This window comes from Lentzea sp. CC55, from assembly GCF_021056325.1.
Taxonomy (GTDB): Bacteria; Actinomycetota; Actinomycetes; order Mycobacteriales; family Pseudonocardiaceae; genus Lentzea; species Lentzea jiangxiensis.
The window spans coordinates 304,732-320,589 of the sequence record NZ_JAJCXE010000056.1; the positions used below are offsets into that span (position 1 = coordinate 304,732).

13 protein-coding genes, 1 tRNA gene and 1 pseudogene are annotated in these 15,858 nt (G+C 70.5%); 9 read left to right on the forward strand and 6 right to left on the reverse strand.

The window, feature by feature from the left end; genetic code table 11:
- Positions 1-39: 39 nt before the first annotated feature.
- Positions 40-819: a DUF4239 domain-containing protein gene (locus L6E10_RS36290; protein ID WP_236224688.1), complete on the forward strand. Its 780-nt coding sequence runs from the start codon at positions 40-42 to the stop codon at positions 817-819.
- A gap of 54 nt (positions 820-873) precedes the next feature.
- On the opposite strand, the gene L6E10_RS36295 is transcribed toward L6E10_RS36290, so the two are convergent.
- Both L6E10_RS36295 and L6E10_RS36300 read right to left on the reverse strand, forming a co-directional pair.
- Complete coding sequence (locus L6E10_RS36295; RefSeq protein ID WP_236224689.1) at positions 874-1,068, reverse strand: PspC domain-containing protein; 195 nt, start codon at positions 1,066-1,068, stop codon at positions 874-876.
- Between the two features lie 120 nt (positions 1,069-1,188).
- Positions 1,189-1,794 (reverse strand): TetR/AcrR family transcriptional regulator, encoded by a 606-nt coding sequence (locus L6E10_RS36300; protein WP_236224690.1) that lies wholly within the window; start codon positions 1,792-1,794, stop codon positions 1,189-1,191.
- A gap of 601 nt (positions 1,795-2,395) precedes the next feature.
- Between L6E10_RS36300 and lnt the strand changes: the two genes are divergently transcribed.
- The 3 genes from lnt to L6E10_RS36315 all read left to right on the forward strand — a co-directional run bounded on the left by lnt (position 2,396) and on the right by L6E10_RS36315 (position 5,271).
- A complete protein-coding gene (gene lnt / locus L6E10_RS36305) occupies positions 2,396-3,943 on the forward strand; it encodes an apolipoprotein N-acyltransferase (protein ID WP_236224691.1) in 1,548 nt (515 codons plus the stop codon).
- On the forward strand, positions 3,927-4,694 hold the full coding sequence (locus L6E10_RS36310) for a polyprenol monophosphomannose synthase (RefSeq protein ID WP_236224692.1): 768 nt from the start codon (positions 3,927-3,929) through the stop codon (positions 4,692-4,694). The genes lnt and L6E10_RS36310 overlap by 17 nt, the downstream gene beginning before the upstream one ends.
- 103 nt (positions 4,695-4,797) lie before the next feature.
- Positions 4,798-5,271: a TspO/MBR family protein gene (locus L6E10_RS36315; RefSeq protein ID WP_236224693.1), complete on the forward strand. Its 474-nt coding sequence runs from the start codon at positions 4,798-4,800 to the stop codon at positions 5,269-5,271.
- Positions 5,272-5,277: 6 nt separating this feature from the next.
- On the opposite strand, the gene L6E10_RS36320 is transcribed toward L6E10_RS36315, so the two are convergent.
- Positions 5,278-5,706 (reverse strand): DUF4383 domain-containing protein, encoded by a 429-nt coding sequence (locus tag L6E10_RS36320; protein WP_236224694.1) that lies wholly within the window; start codon positions 5,704-5,706, stop codon positions 5,278-5,280.
- Between the two features lie 354 nt (positions 5,707-6,060).
- On the opposite strand from L6E10_RS36320, the gene L6E10_RS36325 reads away from it, so the two are divergent.
- The 3 genes from L6E10_RS36325 to L6E10_RS36335 all read left to right on the forward strand — a co-directional run bounded on the left by L6E10_RS36325 (position 6,061) and on the right by L6E10_RS36335 (position 12,411).
- Positions 6,061-6,145: transfer RNA gene (locus tag L6E10_RS36325), tRNA-Tyr, on the forward strand.
- A gap of 78 nt (positions 6,146-6,223) precedes the next feature.
- A complete protein-coding gene (locus L6E10_RS36330) occupies positions 6,224-6,715 on the forward strand; it encodes a Gmad2 immunoglobulin-like domain-containing protein (protein ID WP_236224695.1) in 492 nt (163 codons plus the stop codon).
- Between the two features lie 230 nt (positions 6,716-6,945).
- On the forward strand, positions 6,946-12,411 hold the full coding sequence (locus L6E10_RS36335) for a carboxyl transferase domain-containing protein (RefSeq protein ID WP_236224696.1): 5,466 nt from the start codon (positions 6,946-6,948) through the stop codon (positions 12,409-12,411).
- Here L6E10_RS36335 and L6E10_RS41330 read toward each other — a convergent pair.
- Positions 12,380-12,948: pseudogene (locus L6E10_RS41330) on the reverse strand (5'-nucleotidase). The gene L6E10_RS36335 and the pseudogene L6E10_RS41330 overlap by 32 nt on opposite strands.
- 116 nt (positions 12,949-13,064) lie before the next feature.
- Here L6E10_RS41330 and L6E10_RS36345 point away from each other — a divergent pair.
- Both L6E10_RS36345 and L6E10_RS36350 read left to right on the forward strand, forming a co-directional pair.
- Positions 13,065-13,379 (forward strand): multidrug efflux SMR transporter, encoded by a 315-nt coding sequence (locus tag L6E10_RS36345; protein ID WP_236224698.1) that lies wholly within the window; start codon positions 13,065-13,067, stop codon positions 13,377-13,379.
- Complete coding sequence (locus L6E10_RS36350) at positions 13,379-13,777, forward strand: SMR family transporter (RefSeq protein ID WP_308102952.1); 399 nt, start codon at positions 13,379-13,381, stop codon at positions 13,775-13,777. The genes L6E10_RS36345 and L6E10_RS36350 overlap by 1 nt, the downstream gene beginning before the upstream one ends.
- On the opposite strand, the gene L6E10_RS36355 is transcribed toward L6E10_RS36350, so the two are convergent.
- Both L6E10_RS36355 and L6E10_RS36360 read right to left on the reverse strand, forming a co-directional pair.
- Entirely contained in the window at positions 13,670-15,004 is a 1,335-nt protein-coding gene (locus L6E10_RS36355; RefSeq protein ID WP_236224699.1) for a glycosyl hydrolase family 18 protein, read from the reverse strand. The two genes, L6E10_RS36350 and L6E10_RS36355, sit on opposite strands and share 108 nt — an antisense overlap.
- 114 nt (positions 15,005-15,118) lie before the next feature.
- Complete coding sequence (locus tag L6E10_RS36360; protein ID WP_236224700.1) at positions 15,119-15,856, reverse strand: SDR family NAD(P)-dependent oxidoreductase; 738 nt, start codon at positions 15,854-15,856, stop codon at positions 15,119-15,121.
- Positions 15,857-15,858 lie beyond the last annotated feature (2 nt).

A 15,858-nucleotide genomic window follows, 5' to 3' on the forward strand; every position in this document is an offset into this window, starting at 1 on the left:
TGGTGGTCAAACGGCGTCCGCTGTGGGGTGATTGATGCCATGTGGACCGGGCTGGTAGTCGTTCTCGCGTCGGTGGCCGTCACGGCGGCAGCCCTCCTGCTCTTCGGGCGGTCACGGGCCCACGAGCAGGCCGACGACCGGGACGCGGACTCGCGCGGCTTCCTCGGCGCGGTGATCAGCGGCCTGTTCATCGTCGCGCTGGCCTTCTACATGGTGATCGTCTGGGAGGCGGGCGGTACCGCCGAGGGCAACGCGTCCAGGGAGGCCGCCGCCGTCGCCGACGTCTACTGGCAGACGGCCGCCATGCCGCAACCCCAGCGCGACCACATCCGCTCGCTGCTGACCGAGTACCCGAGGCTGGTGGCCTACCGGGAGTGGCCGAAGCTCCAGATGGGCGAGTCGGACGGCAAGACCACCGAGACGCTCCACGCGCTGCACGCCGAGATCCTCGGCCTGCCCTCCACCCCGGAGGAGGTGAAGAGCGCGCGGGAACGCTCCCTCGAACGGATGCGGGAGATCACCGACCTGCGCCGCGACCGGCTCGACTCGGCGAGCGGCCTCGACAACACCGGCAACATCATGCTGGTCGGGACGATCGTCGGAGCCGTCGCGATGGTCATCTACCCGATTTTGATCGGCTTCACCGCGCGCAAGCGGCACTTCCTGCAGATGAGCCTCGCCTCGGCCGTGCTGGCGACCGTGTGCGTGTTGTGCGTGGGGATGACACAGCCGTTCGACGGATGGTTCCGGGTGCAACCGGAGGCGTTCACGAGCCTGATGGAGGAGCTGGCGGGCATACCTTCCGAGCAGAGCCGGTAGCCGTGAAGACGATGCCGGCCCCCGTGCCGGTGAACGGCACGGGGCGGCGGCTGGTCAGTAGTTGCGGCTGGGCATGATCACCCAGAGCACGATGTAGACGACGAACTGCGGTCCGGGCAGAAGGCAGGACAGCAGGAACAGAAGGCGCACGGTGCCCGCCTTCATCCCCCAGCGCTGGGCGAGCCCCGCGCAGACACCCGCGATCATCCGGTTGGTCCTGGGCCTGCTCAAAGCAACTGTCGTGGTCATGTACCCAGGATGCCCAGGATCAGCGGTTCGTTGCATCGGGACCAACCCTGATTTGACCCGGATGAGCCACGTCACCCGATACCGGGGCTCCGGACCGCAACAGCAGGGGCCCGCGAAGCGTCAGCCGACGGACACGGTGGTGAGCTGGTCGACGAACCTCAGGCACGTGGTGCGCATGGTGTCGACCGTCATGGCCTTCGACCCGGCCAGCACCTGCAGGGCGAGGCCGTCGAGCATGCTCACCATCATGTTCGCCAGCTCGACCGGGTCACCGGGCGCCGCGATCTCGCCGGAGGCCTGGCCGTCGCGGAAGATGCCCGCCACGATGTCGCGCCACTCGCCGTAGAAGCGCTCGTTGAGCTCCTGCAGCTCGGGGCTGCGGATGGCCTCGACCCACAGTTCGGCCCAGACCTTCCACGCCTCGACGGTCTCGGCGCCCTCGGGGAGGTACGACTCGACCACCATGCGCAGGCGGGACAGCGGGGGCTCGTCGGACTCGAGGATCCAGCGGCGGCGCTTGACCGAGAGCTCGAAGCAGTGCTCGAACGCGGCGTCGGTGAGCTCGCGCTTGGTCTCGAAGTAGTAGTGGACCGTGCCGCCGGAGACGCCCGCGTCCCTGGCGACGTCGGACACCCGGAGGTGGCGGAAGCCCTCGGCCGCGATCACCTTGCAGGTGGACGCGAGGATCTGCGCCTTGCGTTCGGCTTCCACGCTTGGACGGGGCATCCGTCACCTCCTGATTTACGCGGAACCTTACCGAAACTTCCGGCGGAGTTTGCGCTTGTCCGCCTTTCCGGCTTTCGCCGGCGGCAGTTCCGGGACGACCGCGGCGCCCGCGGGCCGGTGGAACTCGCCGCAATTCGGCGGCCGCCGTCCTCAATGCCGTCGGCGTCGACATCCGGTCCGCCGGTGGTCCGGAACAGGTGCACGACCTCGCCGAGTGCCACGTCAGGCCCCCGAAGGCCGGCGTGGGCCGGACGCCGGGAAGCGCGACGACGAAGCCGTCGGGAAGTCGCGAGCAAACGTTGTCAGAAGTCCTGCCGGTCACGATGACGTGTTTGCCGCGATCGTTCAAGTGCTGGTGGCCATCGTTGTCGAAATAGTCCGCACGGCCGGTGTGGAACCGGCCATCCGCCATTTCGCTCAACGGCGGTTCACCCCAATAGTCGTCCACGGTCAATGGGCGACGCACCCGAATGTCGCCCTCCCGGATCTCCACCTCGACCAACGGGCTGGCGTGCCGACCGCGCTCCGTGGACGGTCGTTCCGGCTCGGGATCGACGGAGGCCACACGTCCCGGCCACTTCCGGCCTCGTAGGCTGGCCGGGTGGTCGCACCCCCCGTCGCGCCGGACTCGCCGCACTCGCCCGCCCGCCGGCGGAAGGTGAGCTTTCCGCTGCTCACACGCATGGCTCTCGCCGTCGCGGGCGGAGTGCTCGTCTACCTCAGCTTCCCGCCGCGCCCCCTGTGGTTCCTGGCGCCGGTCGGTTTCGCGGTGCTCGCGCACGTGATCTACGGCAAGCGTGCGCGCGCCGGCTTCGGATACGGGCTGCTGTTCGGGCTCGGGTTCATGGTGCCGTTGCTGCAGTGGACCGGCGAGTTCGTCGGGCTGGTCGCCTCGCTGCCGCTGTCGCTGGCGTGCGCGCTGATGATCTCGCTCGGCACGACGGCGATGGCACTCGTCTCACGGGTGCCCGGCTGGCCGCTGTGGGCGGCGTGCCTGTGGGTGGCGGACGAGGCGTTGCGCGGGGTGTTCCCGTTCGGCGGCTTCACCTGGGGCAAGATCGCGTTCGGGCAGCCCGAGGGCTGGTTCCTGCCCCTCGCGTCGCTGGGCGGGGCGCCGCTCGTGACGTTCGCGGTGGTGCTGTCCGGGTTCGGGCTGTTCTGGCTCGTGAGGAACTGGGAGCTCGGCCTGCCGCTGGTCGCGGTGCCGGTGGTGGCGGGGCTGGTGGTGCCCGTCGGCGTGGACCCGTCCGCCGGAACCGTCACGGTCGCCGCGATCCAGGGCAACGTGCCGCGCGCCGGGCTCGACTTCAACGCCCAGCGCCGCGCGGTGCTCGACAACCACGCCAAGCGGACGACGCAGCTCGCGGCCGACGTCGCCGCGGGCAGGGCCGAGCAGCCCGACGTCGTGATCTGGCCGGAGAACTCCTCCGACATCGACCCGTTCCGCAACGCCGACGCCGCCGCGGTGATCGACGCGGCCGCGAAGGCGATCAAGGCGCCGGTCGCGGTCGGTGCCGTGGTGCTCGACCGCACCGACGGGCTGCCGCGCAACCAGGTCGTGCTCTGGGACCCCGAGAAGGGGCCGACGGACACCTACACCAAGCGCAAGCTGCAGCCCTTCGGCGAGACGATGCCCATGCGGTCGTTCTTCCGGCTGTTCGCGTCCGAGGTCGACCGGGCGGGCGTCTTCCAGCCCGGCACGGACCCGGAGGGTTTCGTCATGGGACCCGCGAAGGTCGCGATCGACACGTGTTACGAAGTGGCGTTCGACTCAGTGGTCCGCGACTCCGTGACGGCCGGAGCGACGATCATCGCGATCCCGACGAACAACGCCACGTTCGGGTACACGGAGATGACCTACCAGCAGCTTTCCATGTCCAGGGTCCGCGCCGTCGAGCACGGCAGGGCGGTCGTGGTGGCCGCCACCTCGGGCGTCAGCGCGATCGTCGAACCCGACGGTTCCGTCACTCGGAAGACGGGGCTGTTCGAGCCGGACGCCTTGGTCGCGACACTGCCGCTGAGGTCACAGACTACGCTGGCGACTCGGCTAGGAGCCTGGCCCGAGTGGGTGATCACCGCTGCGGGCCTTGTGGCGTTGGCGCTGGGCTTCACACGACGACGGAAGGACTCGAATGGCGCAGCAGCCTGACCAGGAACTCGGGCAGGTGCTGGTGGTGATCCCGACCTACAACGAGCGGGACAACATCGGAAAGATCGTCAAGAGGCTGCACACGGCACTGCCCGACGTGCACGTGCTGGTGGTCGACGACGGCAGCCCCGATGGCACCGGGCAGCTCGCCGACGAGATGGCGGCCGCGGACGACCGGGTCCACGTGATGCACCGCACCGAGAAGGCCGGTCTGGGCGCCGCGTACGTCGCGGGCTTCCAGTGGGCGCTGGAGCGGGACTACGGCGTCGTGTGCGAGATGGACGCCGACGGGTCGCACGCCCCCGAACAGCTGCACCGGCTGCTCGACGCCCTGCCCCAGGCCGACCTGGTGCTCGGCTCGCGCTGGGTGCCGGGCGGCGAGGTCGTGAACTGGCCGGCGCAGCGCAAGCTGCTCTCGCTGGGCGGCTCGCTGTACTCGCGGCTCGCCCTGGGCGCGAACGTCCGCGACATGACGGGCGGCTACCGGGCGTTCCGCGCGGACACCCTGCGCAAGCTCAACCTCGCCTCGGTCGCCTCCGCGGGCTACTGCTTCCAGATCGACCTGCTGTGGCGGACGCTCGAGCTGGGCTTCCGGGTCCGCGAGGTGCCGATCACGTTCCAGGAGCGCGAGTTCGGCGAGTCGAAGATGAGCGGCAACATCGTGCGCGAGGCGCTGATCCGCGTGACGAAGTGGGGTCTGCGGCGGCGCGGCAACCAGGTCAAGGACCTGTTCACCGGCAAGAGGAAGTAGCGCGGCGCGGGCGTCCGGCGGCGGGAGGCCGCCGCCGGGCGCGCCAGGCCGGGCCGGGGATCGTGCGAGCTTCGCCGCGCCGGTGAACGGGTACCTGCCTCGCATGACGCTCGTATCCGAACGGCACCCGGTCCGCGCATTCGCCCTGGTCGCAGGGGCGGTGCTGGTCACCGCCGTGGTGGGCTCGCTGTTCTCCGTCTCCGCCGGCTCGACCTACACGGCGCTGGAACAGCCGTCCTGGGCGCCGCCCGCGTGGCTGTTCGGACCGGTGTGGACGACGCTCTACGTGATGATCGCCATCTCGGGCTGGCTCGCCTGGCGGTCCGGTGCCACCCGCGGCGAGCTGGCGTTGTTCGGCGGGCAGCTCGTGCTCAACGCGGCGTGGACGCCGTTGTTCTTCGGTCTCGGCTGGTTCTGGGTGGCGTTCGCCGAGATCGTCGTCCTGTGGCTCGCGATCGCCGCGCTGGTCGTGGCGTTCCGGCGGCGGAACAGGGCCGCCGCTCTGCTCCTCGTGCCCTACCTGGGCTGGGTGAGCTTCGCGGCGGCGCTGAACCTGGCGATCGCCCTGCTCAACTGACCCCGTTCAGTTGACGGGGGACTTGCTGCGGGCGCGTTCGACCGCGGTGGTCACCACGCCCAGCAGGAGCATCCCGGCGCCGAGGCCCAGGTGCAGCCAGTTGTCGGCGGTGTTGACCGGCAGGAAGTTCGAGTCGGTGTGCTCGCCGATGGCCGAGCCGTAGACCCACAGGAACACGTAGAGGCCGCCACCGACCATCAGGAACGCGCGGGCGGCCTGGGCCCTCTTCGCGGCGAGCAGGCCGAGCACGCCGAACAGCAGGTGCACGAGGTTGTGCAGCACGGACACGGCGAAGATGCCGAGCAGGAGGGCACCGGAGTGGCCGGCGAACGCCAGCTCGTCGTAACGCGAGGTGATCCCGGGGATGAACCCGAGCACCCCGACGAGCAGGAACGCCGCGCCGACCGCTGCGGAGGCCTTTTGAACTGGTCGCATGCGAGGTGGCTACCCGGCGGCGGCCGGAATGAACTCCCGCACCACCTCCGTCCCGGTGATCGCGGACGCGCCGAACGGCCCCGCGGAGCCGGTGAGGCGCTCGTCCACGCCGCGAATTGCCTCCGGGGACACCGCACGAGGCCCGGATGGCGTTTCCGTGGACGTCCGCGAGAAATGGCTGGCGCCACTGCGAGTGATCGGGCAAGGTGATCCGCATGCGCCGTTATCGCAGCTGTCCGCCCAGCTCAGGCTCTCCGTCGTGACGCCGTAAGGCCTCGCCGACGTGGAGAGCCGCCCACCCGCGCACAGCGGGTCGGGCGGCTTTTTCGTGCGCTCGAAGAATGAACGAACAAAGGTGGAGAAGGGGCTGTGGAGCCCCGCCCGTCTGTAAAACGGGAGCCCTCGCGCAGAGTCGGTTCGACTCCGACCTCCACCACCAGCCGTTGCGCCACCGGGGTGAACCCCGGCAACGACCCCCTCGCTCCCCGCGACCTCATCGGCAGGAGGAAGGGGAACCATGTCCATCGACATCCAGCAGCCCCGGCCGCTCGGCCTGGTCGGGAGCAGCATCCAGGTCGCGGGTACCGCGGGCGGGGCGTTCGAGGCGCAGTTCGGCTACCGCATCCACGAAGGCCACGACGAGGTCGTGGGCGGCTTCACGGCAGGCGACGGGGGCGGCGGCCACGGCCAGTTCCAGATCGAGGTCGACGTCTCGGGTGCGTCGTTCGCGCTCGACCGGCTCTTCGTCGAGGTGTTCTGGCAGTCGCCGAAGGACGGCGCGGAGCTCGACAAGGTCATCGTGCCGGTCGTGTACGGGCCGCGGATCGTGCCCGGCTACCGCGTCTACCAGGAGTACGAGGTGAAACCGGGCGACACGCTGTGGGGGATCGCCACCCGCTTCTACGGTGCCGGCAACCTCCACACGCGGCTGGTGCGGGCCAACCCGCACGTCATCACGGATCCCGACACCATCACCCCGGGGAGTGTGATCCGCGTCCCGCGGTCCTGACACCGTGGCGGGGCGGCCCGCGGCCGGGGACGCCCCGAAGCGGCGGTGAGTTGGGACACGGGCTCAAGTGAAGCTGTGCCGAGGACCTGGCGCCTTGTTGATTTCATACAAAGCACGCTGCTCAACTCGTTCCGCTCCAGCGGTTTTGTTACCGGGTAGTAGACGAGAGTGTGTACATCGATTGGGCGGCGACTGCCGCTGAGGTTGTCTGTCCGCGAGGAGAGAAGTCGTTGTTCAGTCGTGTAGCGATCGTCAACCGCGGGGAAGCCGCAATGCGGCTGATCCACGCCGTCCGTGAACTCGCCGCCGAGTCAGGGGAACGGATCGAGACCGTCGCCCTGTACACCGATGTCGACAAGTCGGCGCCCTTCGTGAGGGAAGCCGACCTCGCCTACAACCTCGGCTTGGCGGCCGACCGCCCGTACCTGAACCTCCAGGTGCTGGAGAAGGCCCTCGTCGAGACGAAGGCCGACGCCGCGTGGGTCGGCTGGGGCTTCGTCGCCGAGATCCCCGAGTTCGCCGAGCTGTGCGAGAAGGTCGGGGTCACCTTCGTCGGGCCGTCCGCCGAGGCCATGCGCAAGCTCGGTGACAAGATCGGCTCGAAGCTGATCGCCGAGGAGGTCGGCGTTCCCGTCGCGCCGTGGAGCCGTGGCGCCGTCGAGAACCTCGAGCACGCGCTCAAGGTTGCCGAGGAGGTCACCTACCCGCTGATGCTGAAGGCGACCGCCGGCGGTGGTGGCCGCGGCATCCGCAAGATCACCTCCCCCGAGGAGATGGAGGAGAACTTCGAGCGCACCAGCCTGGAGGCCGAACGCGCGTTCGGCTCCGGCGTGATGTTCCTGGAGCGCCTCGTCACCGGCGCCCGGCACGTCGAGGTGCAGGTCATCGCCGACGGCCAGGGCACGGCGTGGGCGCTCGGCGTCCGCGACTGCTCGGTGCAGCGGCGCAACCAGAAGATCATCGAGGAGTCGGCCTCCTGCGTGCTGGAGCAGCACCAGGTCGACGAGCTGAAGGCCTCGGCCGAGCGGCTCGCGAACGCGGTGGGCTACCGCGGCGCGTGCACCGTCGAGTTCCTCTACCACCCCGGTGAGAAGCTCTTCGCGTTCCTCGAGGTCAACACCCGCCTGCAGGTCGAGCACCCGATCACCGAGATCACCACGGGCTTCGACCTCGTCAAGGCGCAGCTGCACGTCGCCGGTGGCGGCAAGCTCGAAGGCGCCAAGCCCGTCGAGCAGGGCCACGCCGTCGAGGCACGTCTGAACGCCGAGGACCCGGACCGCGACTTCGCGCCGTGCCCCGGCACGATCGTTCGTCTGGAGCTGCCCGCGGGCCCCGGCATCCGCGTCGACACCGGTGTCGCCGAGGGCTCGCAGATCCCCGCCGACTTCGACTCGATGATCGCCAAGATCATCGCGTACGGCCGCGACCGCGACGAGGCGCTCGGCAAGCTGCGCCGCGCGATGGCCGAGACCACGGTCATCATCGAGGGCGGCACGACCAACAAGAGCTTCGTGCTCGACCTGCTCGACGAGCCCGCCGTGATCGACGGCTCCGCCGACACCTCGTGGATCGACCGCGTCCGCGCCGACGGCGGCCTGGTCTCGCACCGCCACTCCGCGATCGCGCTGGCCGCGGCCGGCATCGAGGTCTACGAGGACGAGGAGCAGATCAACCGCTCCGAGCTGCTGGCGTCCGCCCGCGGTGGCCAGCCGCGCACGAACCACGAGGGCGCGCGCAAACTGGAGTTCGTGCTGCGCGGCCAGCCCTACGTCGTGAACGTCGCCCGCGTCGGTCCCGCGAAGTACCGCGTCGGCGTGTGCGCGGCGGACTCCGACGCCGTGCTGACCGGTGACGTCGACGTCGAGCGCTTCGACCACCACGTCGGCCAGATCACCGTCAACGGCACGCGGTTCCGCGTCGTCACCGGTACCCACGGCCCGGTCCACCAGGTCGAGGTCGACGGCGTCACGCACCGCGTCACCCGCGACGAGGGCGGCGTCCTGCGCTCGCCCATGCCCGCGCTGGTCGTCGCCACGCCGCTCGCGGTCGGTGCCGAGGTCGAGGCCGGTGCCCCGGTCCTGGTGCTCGAGGCGATGAAGATGGAGACGGTGCTGCGCGCGCCGTTCCGCGCCCGCCTGAAGGAGCTCAACGTCGTCGTCGGCACGCAGGTGCCCGCCGGTGGCGCGTTGCTGAAGCTCGAGGAGGTCGAGGACTCCTCCGGCGCCGCCGACGTGGCGAAGTCCGAGTCGTCGGTCGAGCTGGAGCTGCCGGCCCCGCGCACGGACGTCCGCCCCGAGGAGCTCGCCGCACGCGGTCAGGACGACCTGCGGGCGTTGCTGCTGGGCTTCGACACCACGGCCGCGGACACCGACCGCGTGCTGACCGACTACCTGCGCGCGCGGCAGGACCTGAAGGAGCGGCCGCTCGTCGCGGAGGCGCAGCTGCTCGGCATCTTCGCCGATCTGTGCGACCTCTCGCGCAACCGCCCCGCGGGGGAGGAGAGCAAGCCCGAGAACCACATCCACTCCCCGCGCGAGCACTTCCACACCTACCTGAAGACGCTCGACGCGGACCGCGCGGCGCTGCCGGAGAGCTTCCGCGCCAAGCTGGTGAACGTGATGGGCCACTACGGCATCACCGAGCTGGACCGCACGCCGCAGCTGGAGCAGGCGGTCTTCCGCATCTTCGTGGCGCAGCGCCGCGGTGTGTTCGACGCGGCCGTCGCGACGGCGCTGCTGCGCCTGTGGGTCGAGGAGGCGCCGCCGGTCGAGTCCGAGCGGGTCCGCGTCGGCCTGGTGCTGGAGCGCATCGTCGCCGCGATGCAGGTCCGCTACCCGGCGGTCGCCGACCTCGCGCGCAGCGTGGTGTTCACGTGGTTCGCGCAGCCGCTGGTGCGCCGCAACCGCGCCCGCGTGCACAGCGAGGTCCGCAAGCACCTGATCCACCTCGACGCGCACCCGCGGGCCGCCGACCGCGAGGACCGGATCGTCGCCATGGTCGCGTCGGCCGAACCGCTGGTGCGCCTGCTCGGCCAGCGCATCGGCAAGCCCGGCGCCGACAACACCCCGCTGCTGGAGGTGCTGGCCCGCCGCTACTACACCAAGAAGGCGCTGGAGAACCCGCGCGTCAGCGGGTCGTTCTTCATCGCGGAGAACGAGCCGGAGCAGACCCGGCTCATCTCGACCGCGGTCGAGTTCCCTTCGCTGACCGACGCCATCGGTGACGTCGTCAAGCACGGTGAGGGCAGCGCCGTCGTCGCCGACCTCTACGTGAACTGGGCCGGCGGTCCGTCCGACCAGGACGAGATGGCCGCCGGGCTCGGTGCGGCCCTGGCCGCGCACCAGCTGCCGCCGACGATCACCCGCATCACCACCACGGTCGCGGGCCGCCGCGGCGAGTCGATGCACCACCACTTCACGTTCCGCCCGTCGTCCGGCGGGTTCGCGGAGGAGAGGCTGGTGCGCGGGTTGCACCCGCGCATCGCCGAACGCATGCAGCTCGAGCGCCTGCGCGAGTTCGACCTCACCCGCCTGTCCTCGGTGGACGAGGACGTGTACCTGTTCCGCGCGGTGGCCAAGGCGAACAAGTCCGACGAGCGCCTCGTCGCGCTCGGCCAGGTCCGCGACCTGACGCCGCTGCGCGACGACGAGGGCCGGATCGTCGCCCTGCCCGCCGCGGAGGACGTGCTGGCCACGTGCCTCGACGGCATCCGCCGTGCCCGTGCGCAGTCCGGTGGCCGCACCCGTCTCGCGACGAACCGCGTGGTGCTCTACGCGTGGCCGCCCACCGACCTGTCGTCGAAGGACCTGGACGCGATCGGCCAGCGCGTGCTGCCGACGACCACGGGCCTCGACCTCGAGGAGGTGCTGTTCCTGGCGCGCCGCAAGGACCCCGTGTCCGGCGAGCTCAGCGACGTCGGCGTGCGGATCGCCCAGGACGCCGGCTCGGGCGTGCGGTTCTCGTTCGTGCAGCCGCCGACCGCCCCGATCCAGCCGCTCGACGACTACCGGCAGAACGTCCTGCGCGCCCAGTCGCGCGGCACGATCTACCCGTACGAGCTGGTCGACATGCTCGTCGGCGACGGCGGCTCGTTCGTCGAGCACGACCTCGTCGACGGCGCGCTGGTGCCGGTCGACCGCCCGCGCGGTGGCAACAAGGCAGGCATCGTCGTCGGTGTGGTGACCACGCCGACGCCCGCGTACCCCGAGGGCATGAAGCGCGTGGTGCTGCTGGGCGACCCGACCAAGTCGCTGGGCGCGCTGGCCGAGCCCGAGTGCTCGCGGGTGATCCACGCCCTGGACCTGGCGTCGGAGCTCTCCGTTCCGCTGGAGTGGTTCTCGCTGTCGTCCGGCGCGAAGATCTCGATGAGCTCCGGTGTCGAGAACATGGACTGGGTGGCCGCGGCGCTCAAGCGGATCGTCGAGTTCACGCAGGACGGCGGCGAGATCAACGTCGTCGTCAACGGCATCAACGTCGGCGCCCAGCCGTACTGGAACGCCGAGGCCACGATGCTCATGCACACCAAGGGCATCCTGGTCATGACGCCGGACTCGGCGATGGTGCTGACCGGCAAGCAGGCGCTCGACTTCTCCGGCGGCGTCTCGGCCGAGGACAACTACGGCATCGGCGGCTACGACCGCGTCATGGGCCCGAACGGCCAGGCGCAGTACTGGGCCCCGGACCTGCGGTCGGCGTTCGACGTGCTGCTGGCGCACTACGAGCACAGCTACATCGCCCCCGGTGAGGCCGGCCCGCGCCGCGTCGCCACGTCGGACCCCGCGTCCCGGGACGTCTCGTCGTACCCGCACGTCGTCGGCGACAGCCCGTTCACCACGGTCGGTGAGATCTTCTCGACCGAGGCGAACCCGGACCGCAAGAAGCCGTTCGACATCCGCACCGTGATGCGCGCCCTGTCCGACCAGGACCACGAGGTGCTGGAGCGCTGGGCGGGCATGGCCGACGCCGACACCGCCGTCGTGCAGGACGTGCACCTCGGCGGCATCCCGGTGACGCTGCTGGGCATCGAGTCGCGCGGCGTGGCCCGCACCGGCTTCCCGCCCACCGACGGCCCGGACACCTACACCGCCGGCACGTTGTTCCCGAAGTCGTCGAAGAAGGCGGCCCGCGCGATCAACGCGGCCTCGGGCAACCGTCCGCTGGTGGTGCTGGCGAACCTGTCCGGCTTCGACGGCTCACCGGAGTCGATGCGGGAGCTGCAGCTCGAGTACGGCGCCGAGATCGGCCGCGCGATCGTCAACTTCCGCGGCCCGATCGTCTTCACCGTGATCTCGCGCTACCACGGCGGCGCGTTCGTGGTCTTCTCGAAGGCCCTGAACCCGTCCATGACCGTGCTCGCGGTCGAGGGCTCCTTCGCCTCGGTCATCGGCGGCGCGCCCGCCGCGGCCGTGGTGTTCGCCCGCGAGGTCGACGGCCGCACGGCCAACGACCCGCGCGTGAAGAAGCTGGAGTCCGCCGTGGCCGAGGCCTCCGGTGCCGAGCGCGCCGCGCTGACCGCCGAGCTGTCGTCCACGCGGCAGTCGGTGCGGACGGAGAAGCTCAACGAGATGGCCGCCGAGTTCGACCGCGTGCACAGCGTGCAGCGCGCGGTGGAGGTCGGCGCGGTCGACGCGATCATCACGGCCGCGGAGCTGCGGCCGGCGATCATCAAGGCGGTCGAGGCCGGTCTCGCGAAGTAGTCCCCTTCAGGATCGAGCCCGGTCGTCCGCTGTGGACGACCGGGCTCTTTCGCCGGGGGAAGTGGTCGGGGCCGCCGCTGTGGTGGATGCGCTCGGAGGCGTCGTCGGCCAGGACGCCGTCGAAGTCGAACGCGATGCGCAGCGCGGGATCGTCGTCGTCCTGGAACGAGGACTTGAGGACCTGGCCGCGGGCATGTCGGCCGGCGTCGCTTTCCGGACGTCGTTCTCGTTGGCGGACAGGAACAGCGACATGTTCGGCGTCGGCATGAACTCGTGCGGGGCGCGGCCCTCGGTGAAGATCGCGTGGGTGATCGTGAGGCCGTGGTGGGCCGCCGACCTCGGGATGCGCAGGCCCGTGCCGGGGGAGTTGCGCGACAGCACGATGACCTCGACGAGCGGTCCCACCGCGTTGAGCCGCAGCAGTCTGCGCAGGAACGGGAACGCGACGCCCGGCGCGAACGGGTCGTCCAGGTGCGCCTCCTGGTAGGCGCGGTAGGCCTGCTCGCGCCCTCGGCGTGGAAGACGGCGTCGGAGCAGGACAGGTCGGACAGGGCGCTCGACGCGATGCCTACGACCAGCAGGTTCCCCAGGCTGGGAGCCACATCACGGGATCGTGGCGGCCACGCCAGGGCGTTTCTGGTACGGTCGTACCAATGTACTGGGTGGTGCTGGTGGCCTCCGGCGTGCTGGAGGCGGTGTGGGCGACGGCGCTCGCGGCGTCGCGCGGATTCCGCAGGCCTTGGCCGGTGGTGGTGTTCGCCGTGTCGATGACGCTGAGCGTCGTCGGTCTCGCGTGGGCGATGCGGGGGATCCCGGTCGGCACGGCGTACGCGGTGTGGGTCGGCGTGGGGGCCGTGCTCACGGTGCTCGTCGCGGTGCTGCGCGGTGAGGAGAAGCTCGGGGTGGCGCGGGCGCTGCTGCTGGTCGCGTTGATCGGCTGCGTCGCGGGCCTGAAGGTGGTGAGCTGATGCACTGGGCCGTGTTGCTGGCGAGCGCCGTGCTCGAAGCCGTGTGGGCGACGGCGCTGTCCCAGGGGGCCTACGTGCTCTTCGTGGTGGCCGCCACGCTGAGCATGGTCGGGCTTTCCGTTGGCATGAGACGAATTCCGGTCGGCACCGCGTACGCCGTGTGGGTCGGCGTCGGTGCGGCCCTGACGGTGACGTGGGCGATGATCACCGGTGGGGAACCGGTCTCCGCGTGGAAGATCGTGTTCCTCGCCGGGATCATCGCCTGCGTCATCGGCCTGAAGTTCCTGGGGTCAGGCGTTGATCGTCCACCGCTGGTTGGCGGTGCCGGCGCAGTCCCAGAGCTGGAGCCTGGTGCCGTCGGCGGAGCTGTTCCCGGTGGCGTCGAGACACCTTCCTGACGCCGCGTTGCGCAGCTGGCCGTTCGACTCGAGGGTCCATTGCTGGTTGCCCGCACCCGTGCAGTCCCACAGCTGCGTCACGGAGCCGTTGGCGGTACCGGACGCGTCGAGGCACTTGCCCAGGGCGCGCAGAGTGTTGCCGTTGCGCGTCCACTGCTGCGCGTTGGTGCCGTTGCAGGTGTAGAGCTGCACCGCGCTGCCGTTGGCGGAGTTCGCCGCGGCCACGTCCACGCACTTGCCGCCGAAACCGGTGATGGTGCCGCCGGTGGGCTGCTGGGTGCCGCCGCCGGCGGTCTCCCAGATGGCGTTGAGCAGGCTGGTGCTGCCGGTGGTGTCCTGGGAGAGCTCCCAGTTCATGATGCCGCCCGCGTTGGCCAGCGCCCACTGGGTCTTGCGCCGGATCGTCGGCAGGCCGTTGTAGGAGTTGCCGTTGTAGGAGTCGCGGTGGGCGTTGGCCGGGTCCTGCGCGACGAGGTCGCGGTAGGAGATGTAGGTCGGCCGGCTGTAGAACGGCACGCCGAGGACGGCCTTGCTCGCGGGCAGCCCCCGGTTCTTCCAGAAGTTGACCGACGCGATCGACCAGTCGTAGTTCGCGTGCGGGCTACCGCCGTCGTAGGCCATGATGTTCAGCCAGTCGACGATGCCGAACACCGCGGGCTGCACGCCGTTCGCCGTGCCGCCCTCGGAGATGACGGCCGCGGTCAGCAGCTTGCCCCGGCTGTGCAGCTGGTCGCCGAGCTGGCGCATCAGCAGCGTGTAGTTGTCGCCCTCGACGCCCGGATCCGGGTACTCCCAGTCCATGTCGACACCGTCGAGGTCGTACTGGTTGACGAGGTTGATCAACGCGTTGACGAACGTCGTGCGGCCGTTGGCGCTGGCGGCGAGGATCTCGAAGTTGTCGTCGTTGCCGTCGTTCCAGCCGCCGACGGCGATCGAGACCTTGACGCCGTTCTGGTGGCCGAGGCTCACCAGCTGCTGCAGCTTGGCGGGGTCCGGCACGCCCTGGAGCGTGCCGTTGGCGTTCGGCAGCACGAACGAGTAGTTGATGTGCGTCAGCTTGTTGTAGGGGAGCGTGCTGACGTTGCCGGACCACGACGGCATGTAGCCGACGCTTTTGAACCCGGCGGGGTAGGCGGCCTGCGCGGCAGGCGCCATGACGGTCAGGGTCGCCGCGGCGGCGGCCAGCGCGAGGCCGGCGGCACCGAGGCGGGAGCGGAGTGAACGCATTGCAGGGGTGGCCTTCCACTTCGTCGAGCGCCCACCGCGGACGTTAGTGGTCTAGACCGGTTGCCGGAAGATCGACTCGGGACCGGAACTCGTTCCGGTCGGACCTGCGAGACGTCACCGCAGGTAGGAGGCCCCGTTCACATCCATGATCGTGCCGCTGGCCCAGACCGCGTGCTCGGTGGCGAGCCACGCGACTGCCGCGGCGACCTCCTCGGGCTCGGCGACCCGCCCGAACGGGCTCTGCGCGCGGATCTCGTCGCCCGCCGGGCTGTCGAGCAGGTCGGTGACCATCTCGGTGCGCACGAACCCCGGCGCGACGCCCGCCACCGCGATGCCCTTCGGGGCGAGGGACTGGGCCAGCGACTGGGTCATCGCGTGCAGACCGGCCTTCGCCGCGCCGTACGCCGGGGCGTCCGGTTCGCCGCGGAAGGCGCCCCGGGAGCCGACGTTGATGATGCGGCCACCGGGCTGCATGTGCCGCACGGCGTGCCAGGCGAGGTCGGCCGGTCCGTACAGGTTGAGCTCGACCGTGCGGCGCCAGGCCTGCTGCCACTCCTCGAAGCTCGTGGTGCCGATGGGGTGGTGGAAGTAGATGCCCGCGTTGTTGACCAGGACGTCGAGACCGCCGAGCTTCTCGACGGTCTCGGCCACGACCTGCCCCGCCTGGTCGGCGCCCAGGTCGCCTTGGACGGTGACGTGGCCGTCTCCGTCCAGCGCTTCCGCCACCGCCCGCGCCTCGTCCGCGCCGGAGCGGTAGTGGACGGCGACGCGGTGGCCACCGCTCGCGAGGGCGGTGGCGATGGCGGCGCCGATGCCGCGAGAGGCTCCGGTGACGAGTGCGCGTCGGGTCATGG

What these genes read in the sequence shown, in the direction of transcription:
- L6E10_RS36290 (WP_236224688.1), top strand. Translation starts at nt 40, where the DNA reads ATGTGGACCGGGCTGGTAGTCGTTCTCGCGTCGGTGGCCGTCACGGCG.
- L6E10_RS36295 (WP_236224689.1), bottom strand. Translation starts at nt 1,068, where the DNA reads ATGACCACGACAGTTGCTTTGAGCAGGCCCAGGACCAACCGGATGATC.
- L6E10_RS36300 (WP_236224690.1), bottom strand. Translation starts at nt 1,794, where the DNA reads ATGCCCCGTCCAAGCGTGGAAGCCGAACGCAAGGCGCAGATCCTCGCG.
- L6E10_RS36310 (WP_236224692.1), top strand. Translation starts at nt 3,927, where the DNA reads ATGGCGCAGCAGCCTGACCAGGAACTCGGGCAGGTGCTGGTGGTGATC.
- L6E10_RS36315 (WP_236224693.1), top strand. Translation starts at nt 4,798, where the DNA reads ATGACGCTCGTATCCGAACGGCACCCGGTCCGCGCATTCGCCCTGGTC.
- L6E10_RS36320 (WP_236224694.1), bottom strand. Translation starts at nt 5,706, where the DNA reads ATGCGACCAGTTCAAAAGGCCTCCGCAGCGGTCGGCGCGGCGTTCCTG.
- L6E10_RS36330 (WP_236224695.1), top strand. Translation starts at nt 6,224, where the DNA reads ATGTCCATCGACATCCAGCAGCCCCGGCCGCTCGGCCTGGTCGGGAGC.
- L6E10_RS36345 (WP_236224698.1), top strand. Translation starts at nt 13,065, where the DNA reads ATGTACTGGGTGGTGCTGGTGGCCTCCGGCGTGCTGGAGGCGGTGTGG.
- L6E10_RS36350 (WP_308102952.1), top strand. Translation starts at nt 13,379, where the DNA reads ATGCACTGGGCCGTGTTGCTGGCGAGCGCCGTGCTCGAAGCCGTGTGG.
- L6E10_RS36355 (WP_236224699.1), bottom strand. Translation starts at nt 15,004, where the DNA reads ATGCGTTCACTCCGCTCCCGCCTCGGTGCCGCCGGCCTCGCGCTGGCC.
- L6E10_RS36360 (WP_236224700.1), bottom strand. Translation starts at nt 15,856, where the DNA reads ATGACCCGACGCGCACTCGTCACCGGAGCCTCTCGCGGCATCGGCGCC.